The sequence below is a fragment of the Cohnella sp. GbtcB17 genome (genome assembly GCF_019091135.1).
In the GTDB taxonomy this organism is placed as follows: Bacteria; Bacillota; Bacilli; order Paenibacillales; family Paenibacillaceae; genus Cohnella.
This window is the reverse complement of record NZ_JAGXJW010000002.1, coordinates 246,685-255,076: the sequence shown is the minus strand read 5'-3', so window position 1 is coordinate 255,076 and position 8,392 is coordinate 246,685. Positions and strand designations below refer to the sequence as shown.

Sequence of the window (8,392 nt, the reverse complement as noted above, 5' to 3'; positions counted from 1 at the left end):
CATCGCCCGCTGCAGCATGCCGCCCGACAGCTCGTGCGGATAGCCGTTCATGACCGCGTTCGGGTCCTTCAGCAGCACGCTCTCCAAAGCCCGGCGCATTCGGGCCGCGGTCTCGTCGCGGCCCCAGCCGAAGTGCCAGGCCAGCGTTTCGCGGAAGTGCTCGCCGACCGGACGCGTCGGATCGAAGGCGCGCATGCCGTTCTGTACGATCAGGCAGACCCGCTTCCCTCTCATTTTCCGCATCTCTGATTCGCTCAGCTTGGCCAGATTAGTCTCGTCGAGCCAGATATCCCCGGACTGGCGGACGCCGGGCTTGTGCAAGCGAAGAATGGAGCGGCAAGCGAGCGATTTGCCGCTGCCGCTCTCGCCCACGATCGCCAGACAGCTGCCTGGATCGACCGAGAAGGACAAGTCCGGGATCAGCGCTTGGCCGGTTCGGCTGTCCCATACTTGCAGATGGGAGACGCGCAGTTCGCTCATCGGATCAGGCCACCTCTCTTCCCGGACGGGCCGCAGCTGCGGCGAGTCCCGGCCGCGTCTCGCGGCGCGAAGCGAACAGCTTCGGGTCCAATGCCGTCTGAAGCGCGTCGGACAAAAAGTTGACGGCGGATACGACGAGCACGATCGCGACGCCGGGGGCCAGCATGAGCTCGGGACGGGAGAACATGACGCTCCTCGCCTCGCTGAGCATCATCCCCCACTCCGCGTTCGGCGCCTGAATGCCCAGGCCGAGAAAAGAAAAGCCGGATATCTGCAAAATCATGGAGCCGAACGCGCTGCTTGAAATAACGGCAATATCCGGCAGTGCGACGGGCAGGATGTGCTTGAACATAATGCGGACGTGTCCGACGCCGAGCGTTCTGGAGAACTTCACGTAATCGGCATCCGCGAACTGCATGACGCTCGTTCGAATGACGCGGGCGAACCAGGCCCACTTCATCAGCGCGAACGCGATCAAAATATTGTCGAGGCCGACGCCGAGGATGCCGATGACGGCAAGCGTCATCACGTACCCGGGAAACGACAGCATGACGTCGCAGATCCGCATCAGCACGGCATCCGTCCAGCCTCGACAGTAGCCTGCCAGGAAGCCGACGACCGCCCCGATCGCGACGGACAGCGCCAGCGCGACCAGCACCCACAGGAAGCTGGGTCGAATGCCGTACAGAATGCGGGACAGCACGCATCGGCCAAGATGATCGTTGCCCAGCCAGTAGGAAGCGGATGGAGGGGCATAGCGGAGCGCCATCTGGACCGCAGTCGGATCATGCGGCGCGAGCAGGGGAGCCAGAAGGCCGGCAGCCGCCACTAAGGTCAGGAAGCAGAGGCAGAGTGCGGCGAACCTGTCCCGGCACAGCTGTCGAAGCAGCTTCATTCAGCGTTCCCTCCTTAGCTTGGGGTTCAGCGCCGCATTAACGATATCTGACAGCGTATTGAAGGCGACAAAAGCAACGGCAAGCACGAGCACGTATGCCTGGATGATGGGGAAGTCCCGGCTCAGGATCGACTTGACGCTGAGCGTGCCGAGGCCGGGCCAGGCGAACAGGTTCTCCACGACGACGGTGCTCCCCAGGATGATCGGGACGGCCATCCCGAAGACGGAGACGGCCACCTGCAGGGAATTGCGCAGAATACGAAGCGTGATCTTGCGCTCAGGCAGGCCGGATGCCCGGCCGTACAGTACGTAATCTTCGTTCAGGTTGCCGAGCATGGCGCTTCGTATATTCCTGAAGTAGATGCCGGCATAACCGATGGCGAGGACGGCGACGGGCAGAATAAAGCTGCGATAGCCGTCGTCCATCCCGTTCGTCGGCAGGAGATCCAGCTTCACGGAGAAAAACCAGACCAGCAGCGCAGCCAGCCAATAGGGAGGCATGGCGGTCAGCAAGAAGGCCAGGCCCCGCACGGCTCTGTCCGTCGGTTTGCCTTCATGAAGCGCGCATACGACGCCCAGTACGACCGACAGCGCCATGATGACCGCCGCGGAGACGAGCGTCAAAGTCAGCGTGTGAAGAAAGGCGGGACCGAGCAGCGACCAGACCGGCTTGCCTGTGATGTAGGAGTCGCCGAAGTCGAACCGTACGGCCGAGAGGAGCCAGTCCCCGTAGCGCATCAGCAGCGGCCGATCCATCCCAAGCGCCGCGCGGGTCTCGGCGATCAGGCCTTCCGTAATGCCGGGCACGCCCTGCGCATGCAGGACGACTTCGGCGGGATCCGACGGAGACAGACTGCTCAGCAGAAAAGCGACGAACGACACGGCGACCAGCAGAGGGACCGCGATTAATAAGCGATTTCCTATGTAATGAAGCATGGCAGCCCCCTCTGTTACTCGAAGTACATCTGTTCGAACGGCAGCTCGTATTGCGTCTGCTTGAAGGCAATGCCCTGAAGATCGCGGGGCGCCACGACGGTGACGTTGCCGTGCGTAAGCGGGATGAAGACGGCCTCGTCGTGAACGCTTTTCAAGATTTCCCCATAAAGCGAGCGGCGCGCAGTCTCGTCGGCGGATACCGTGACGGCATCGATCTTCGCATACAGGTCCTGCGCGTTCGCCATGCCCTCGGTCGTATGCAGGTAGGCGGCTTCGGACGTAAAAGCGGCGATCGTGCTGAGCGGATCGTAGGCGAGTCCCCAGGTCTGATTGAACAGCAGGTCGTAATCGCCCGACGCTCTGCGGCTCGCGATCGAGGCGGACGCCTCGCCGACCAGCGCCAGCCCCACGCCGATCTCCCCGACCGTGCTTTGGATGAACTCGGCCTGCGTTTTCTGCGAAGGGGAGTTTGCGTCATAGTACAGCTTCAGGTTTAATTTTACGCCGTTCTTCGTGCGGACTTCGCCGTCCTTCCCCGCGATCCAGCCGGCATCCGTCAGCATCGTCGCAGCCTTCTCGGGATCGTACGCCCGCTTGGGCAGCTCGATGTCGGCGTAGTTGACATTGGGAGAGAAGAGGGCGTCCGCAGGCTTTTCCGTGCCGCCGAAAATGTCCCTGCCGATCGTCTCCCGGTCGACCGAATACCAGATCGCTTCCCGGACGGCCCGCTCGCGGATCGGACTGTTCGCGCTGCCGCTGTTGGCCGCGAGCATCTTCGTATTCATCGGTTCGCTGCGGACGAGCCGGTAATCGCCCGAATCCGTCAATTGTGTCATGGACGCCACGTCGATGCTGTCCGCGCCGCGGTCGTCCGTGAAGATAAAGTTAACCTCTCCCTTCTGCAGGGCCAGGAACGTCGTCTCGCCGGCGGGCAGCACTTTGGCCGTGATCCGCTTGATCTTGGGCGCGCCGTTCCAGTAATGCTCGTTGGACGTAAACGTCGCGTATTGCTCCGCCTGATGCTCGGCCAGCTGGTACGGACCGGTGCCGTGGTAGCCGATGACGCCATCCTTGGTTCCGCCGTTTTTGAAGTCCCTGGGGGACAGGAAGGCATACGGACGAGTCATCGCCAGCTCAAGCAAGGTGGGGTAGTAGGGCTCGGAGAGCGCGAGCTTGATCGTGTACGTATCGACGACATCGACGCTGACGATTTTGGTCGACAGCTTGATCCAGGCATGCTTGCTCGCGTTGGCTTGCACCGCATCGATGTTCAGCTTCGCCGCTTCCGCATCGAAGGGCGCGCCGTCGTGGAAGACAACGCCTTGCCTCAGGTGAAACGTATAGGTCTTGCCGTCCTCGGAAATGTCCCACGACTCGGCGAGAGACGGCTTGATGCCGTCCTTCGTGTTTTCCACAAGCGATTCGAAAACCATGCCTTGCGCAGGGATGGAGCCTGCATACAGATGCGGATTCATGTCGTTGATGTCTTTGGAGGTGGCGTAGACAAGCGCCTTGTCAGAAGCCTCGCCGTTCGCATTGTTCTTCGCATCGTTCTTCGCATCGTTGCCGCAACCCGCAAGCGCGAGGACGGCGACGATCAGGATCGATAATAGGAAAAGAATGCTTTTGTTCATGTAGAATCCTCCGGATCGATAGATAGATTAGGTGACTATGTGGCTGGCCGCTGCGGCAGCGCGTCGCAGATCCGCTTGATGTCGGCCGCGAAGCTTTGAACGTTGAAGGCATCGGACAGGCACCGGCCTTTAAGCGCCAACGCGGCTGCCTCAAGATGGCGCTCGTAGATATCGACGAACCGGTCGATGGTCGGGCAGGTTGTATCCAGGCGCCGCGCTACGCCTTGGATGATCTTGGTCCGATAGTAATCTTCCTTAGGCATGCGAGGAATGTCCCAGCATCCTTCCTCGTTTATGAAACGCGAGCGAATCGACACGGCGGAGAAGTCGAAGTACCGGCCGTCCCGGTCCGGCTCCGAGTAGGGATCGATCAGCAGGGAGGCGTAGCGCACGTAGAGCAGGTACTCCTGATGAATCGGCGCCAGGTCGGGGAATGCCTCGATGTCCGGACGCGGCAGGCTTTCCGGCCTGACGGGATAGCCATCGTCCGTCATGAATTTCAGCAGGTTGACGGGCGCCTGTCCCAGGCGGCCGACGATCGCCGAGATCTCCTTCCAGGCCGCCAGCATGCCTCGGATCAAGCCAGGTGTGATCGGACCTTCGGGATATAGCTTGTAAACGTACTTAGGGACTGCCGGTTCGCCGAAGACGACTTCGAGCGCGTTATCGTTCATGAACAGCGGCGGGTGGACGTACAGGGACAGATTGCGCGTCTCGGCTTCGATCGGCGATGCCGTCGGCTCCAAGGTCATTCCGGATCGGGCAAAGCGCTCGCGCAGCCAATCGACATTCGCGGAGGGATGCCGCGTCGAGCCGATGTACACCTTGTTCTTGACCGCGGCCGTGACGACTTCGCCCGAAGGGCCGCCGATCCAGCGCGTATCGCCGAGATAGGTGGAAAAGCTGACGACCTCCGCGTCGACCTGCCGGTCGTTCAGATAGCGGGACACGAGGATATTGGAGCCGAACGTCGGCGAGAGCAGCACGGCGCACCGGATCTGCCGGAGCACCGCCTCGCACATTTGCGACAGCACGGTAATATAGGCATCGGCCGTTACCGTCAGCATAACGGTGTCCCAGGCGCCGTCCACGGTCTCGTAGCCTTCGTAAACCCGGTCGAGACGGCATTCGCCCCCAACGGCGGCGTGCTTGTCGTTCTGTACCTCGACGCGGATTCGTCCGCCTTCCCGATGCAGCGCCGCGAAGAAAGGCGCAGACCGGATTGAACGTCTCCCGACGACGGCAACTTCGCACGCCGGCCCATTTTTGAGCAGCGTCGCCATCTGAACGGACGCGGGACCGGTTCCCGCGATCAGAATACGTTTTATCGTTTCTTGCATGAGCAGCCTCCGTTCGGTGCGGTTTGTCGTACGTTCAAGCCTTCCGGTACAAGGCGATATCGAACACCTGACCGGGGCGAAGCACGGTCTCGGCCAGCCGCCACTTGCGCGCGTCGACCGGCTCCATCGGGTAGTTGAACAACGACTTTAGACGGTCGCCGTACCGCATCGCCACAACGACATCGCTGCCTGTCAGCCCGTGCAACCGGTCCAGCAGCGCGTACTTGACGGAAACGGTGGAGCTGAAAATGATGTGCGTGGCTGATCCGATTGCTTCCAGCTTGTCGACCGATACGCCCTCCAGCCGGATATCGAGCCCTTCGCCCAGGCGATCGATCACTTGTCTGCCCAATGCGATCGCTTCCGGGTCGATATCGACGCCGATCACGGCGGCTCCGGTCTGCCTTGCGACGAACAGGGGCGTCATGGGGAAGGCGCCGGACCCGACGAGTACGATCGTGGCGTCGCTGCCCACCCCAAAGCTGCCGAACTCCTGCTCGATGCACGACTCGATATTGCGAAAGTAGGCGCTTCGCTCGATCTGTCCTTCCAGCAGCCGGATGGCCCGGTACTTCTCCATGATGGCGACGCACTGCGCCGACGCGCTTCTGAGCGACTCGATCAGGGTGCGCAGCGGCGGAACCGACAGTTGCGCTTCCAGCTTCGCCCATGCGCACTGGCTGTCTTCATCGATGACGAAGGCGGCATAATCGTCGATGACTGCCTCTAGGGCCGCGCTTTGGTTCGACGTCCCGTCGTACGCGCCGGCCAAAGCCGCGAATCGATCATGGTAATCGTTCAGCCGCCCTTTGAATTGCTCTGCATGCAACGCTAATCCCTCCGTTCGAATGGTCATTCGATAAACGCTCTGCCGTCGGCGACAATGCCGACGATGCCTTCGATGCAAAGCGACGTCACCTTGTCCTGCGCGAAGTCGGCCGAGACATGGATGGTGCCGCCGGGCTGCCGTACCGGCACGGATACGGCGCCTTTGCGCTGCCGGGACAGACTGGCGCCGAGCGAAGCCGTGCCCGAGCCGCAGCCTCGCTCCCAGATCAGACTGTCGAGGGCCGGCACGTAAATGAGGGGCGCCATCTCGTTCGAATCGGGCCTGAACAGCATAACCCCGATGACAGCCGCGTCAGATAGCGTGCCGAGGAGTTTGGCCAGACCTTCCGCCTTCCGTCTGACCTCCGCATCGAACTGTTCGACCTCCATGACGAGATGGTAGAAGCCAGGGTAGGTGACCACGACCAGGCTCAGCGGCTCGCCTTCGTAGTCGACTACTTTAGGCATCACCTTCGAAGGAACAGGCATGTCGATGGCGCAGCTGTAGCCGTCCGAACACCGCTTGACCCGACAGGCGACCAATCGATCGGTGCCGGACGTCTCCAGCACGATCTCGGTCGTCTCGCCGGGGCGGAGCTCCCGCTCCGACGCAAGATAAGCCGCCAGCGACATGCACGCATTGCCGCAGAACTCTCCGCCTGCCATCTGCAGATACGCCTCGGCGCCGCGATCGCGCGACGCTTCGATAAAGCCCACCTGTTCGGCATAGACATGGTCGTAGGACATCAAATTGGCGGCGATTCGGGGCTGATCCTCACGCGGATGCGCGGACTTCACGAGCAGGGTCATGTTCTGCGTGGGATTGCATTTGACGAATTCGATTTCCCGTCTCATCTTCACGACCTCAAGGGATAGGATTGCGGGCGAGTCATTGTTGTTAATCGTAAAAATTACAATTTGAATTGTATCCAACAAATGGATGGCCGTCAATGAAAAGTTGGAGTTGGTCTTCACATGCAATTTCTCGTATGTAGCCGCGTCTGTCTAAAATAACAATAAGTGGGGTGAAAATGTGCGGAATAGCATCAAGTGGGCGATCGGTGTGCGCGCAGCTTTTCAACAGGATCATCCGCCGACGGGTGAGGCGTGGCTGCTCGCGCGTCCGGCGTTTTTGCGCATGATCGCGTACGCGTAGAAGAGACGGACCGAGGGGCCGTTATTCTGTTGCTATCGCGATTCGCGGGCCGTTTGCGGACTCAGCGGACGTTATTGCGGGATGAAAAGCCTTATTCGGCCCTGATGCCGGGTCGTAACGTCATTCCAGTCCGCAACCAGTGGCAATTGGACCCGTTTTTACGAAATAACGTCTCCTGAGTCCGATGCCATACGTTCTGACAGGTGAGCAATCTGCATGACCGCAGCTCCCGCCATAGGCGGGGGCTGCTCGACGTTCCAGCGAAGCGGCGGTCAGGAGAAGTTTTGCAAAATCTGCGCGATTTTATTTTCCAACGCCGACTGGTCTTCCTGGTCCTCGAGCGCGGCATGCAAATACGCGGGCGTGAGCAGCTGGTACTGCTTCATCCGGTAAAAGTCGAGGATCGCCTGCTTCAACGTGATATCGTGCTGGATCGAGAAGGCAGGATCCAGGAAGCGCCGCAGCACGGCGTCGTCCTGAACCATGAACAGCTGCGGGTTCAGCCGGTTAAATGCCTGCCGCTCCATCCCGGCTTCGAAAAACGATTGCAGATTGCGGCTGCGGCTCTGCTGCGCGGCGGCCAAACGCTCATAGTGGTGCGGATAATAAGTCCTAAGATCCTCCAGGAACAGATCGGATACGTACAGGACGCCGATCAGCGACTGCGCAAACGTATGCCGAAAGCGCTCGGCATAGGAGAGGGACTCGTCACTAACGACGTTGTCCGAACTTTGCAAAAAATCGATGTAGTAGTCCGTCACCTGCTCGAGGATCTCGTCCTTGGAGGAGAAGTGCTTGTACAGCGTCACCTTGCTGATATCCATCGCTTTGGCGATCTCGTCTATTTTAAGCTGGCTGAACTTCGTTTTGCGGATCACGGGCTTGATTTTTTGTATATATACATCGATGCCTACGGGTTTTCTCATGCTTCGAAGGCCTCCTTGGCTGCTGGTCCTTAACAGTATAACAAACTCGCTTTCATCAGAAACAACTTTTGTTTTAATTACTAAGTTAACCAAATTATCAAAATTTGTTTACTAATTTAATTAATGAGCGTATAATCGGCTTTGTACTTAAGCGACCGATTGCACCCTACAGGTCTGAGGCGAACCCGATCACAAGG

General features: G+C 59.8%; 9 protein-coding genes. 1 reads left to right on the top strand and 8 read right to left on the bottom strand.

What is annotated here, in order from left to right; genetic code table 11:
• From KVT38_RS01790 to KVT38_RS01760, 7 genes are all read right to left on the bottom strand, one after another.
• The coding region (locus KVT38_RS01790) for an ATP-binding cassette domain-containing protein (RefSeq protein WP_217591960.1) at nucleotides 1–480 on the bottom strand (480 nt) is incomplete at its 3' end.
• A 4-nt stretch (nucleotides 481–484) separates the two neighbouring features.
• Nucleotides 485–1,375: a staphylopine uptake ABC transporter permease subunit CntC gene (gene cntC, locus KVT38_RS01785; RefSeq protein WP_217591959.1), complete on the bottom strand. Its 891-nt coding sequence runs from the start codon at nucleotides 1,373–1,375 to the stop codon at nucleotides 485–487.
• Entirely contained in the window at nucleotides 1,376–2,311 is a 936-nt protein-coding gene (opp1B, locus tag KVT38_RS01780) for a nickel/cobalt ABC transporter permease (protein WP_217591958.1), read from the bottom strand.
• A gap of 14 nt (nucleotides 2,312–2,325) precedes the next feature.
• Complete coding sequence (cntA, locus tag KVT38_RS01775) at nucleotides 2,326–3,945, bottom strand: staphylopine-dependent metal ABC transporter substrate-binding lipoprotein (protein WP_217591957.1); 1,620 nt, start codon at nucleotides 3,943–3,945, stop codon at nucleotides 2,326–2,328.
• A 35-nt stretch (nucleotides 3,946–3,980) separates the two neighbouring features.
• Nucleotides 3,981–5,285 carry an opine metallophore biosynthesis dehydrogenase gene (locus tag KVT38_RS01770; protein ID WP_217591956.1) on the bottom strand — a complete coding sequence of 435 codons (1,305 nt, stop codon included), beginning with the start codon at nucleotides 5,283–5,285 and terminating at the stop codon, nucleotides 3,981–3,983.
• A 34-nt stretch (nucleotides 5,286–5,319) separates the two neighbouring features.
• The gene (locus KVT38_RS01765; RefSeq protein ID WP_483298152.1) at nucleotides 5,320–6,114 is read right to left on the bottom strand and encodes an SAM-dependent methyltransferase; all 795 of its coding nucleotides are present in this window, start codon (nucleotides 6,112–6,114) and stop codon (nucleotides 5,320–5,322) included.
• A gap of 23 nt (nucleotides 6,115–6,137) precedes the next feature.
• A complete protein-coding gene (locus KVT38_RS01760; RefSeq protein WP_217591954.1) occupies nucleotides 6,138–6,968 on the bottom strand; it encodes a histidine racemase CntK family protein in 831 nt (276 codons plus the stop codon).
• A gap of 178 nt (nucleotides 6,969–7,146) precedes the next feature.
• On the opposite strand from KVT38_RS01760, the gene KVT38_RS35150 reads away from it, so the two are divergent.
• Nucleotides 7,147–7,269, top strand: coding sequence for a hypothetical protein (locus KVT38_RS35150; protein ID WP_256454724.1), 123 nt, complete (start codon nucleotides 7,147–7,149; stop codon nucleotides 7,267–7,269).
• 272 nt (nucleotides 7,270–7,541) lie between these two features.
• On the opposite strand, the gene KVT38_RS01755 is transcribed toward KVT38_RS35150, so the two are convergent.
• Nucleotides 7,542–8,195, bottom strand: coding sequence for a TetR/AcrR family transcriptional regulator (locus KVT38_RS01755; RefSeq protein WP_217591953.1), 654 nt, complete (start codon nucleotides 8,193–8,195; stop codon nucleotides 7,542–7,544).
• Between the last annotated feature and the right edge of the window lie 197 nt (nucleotides 8,196–8,392).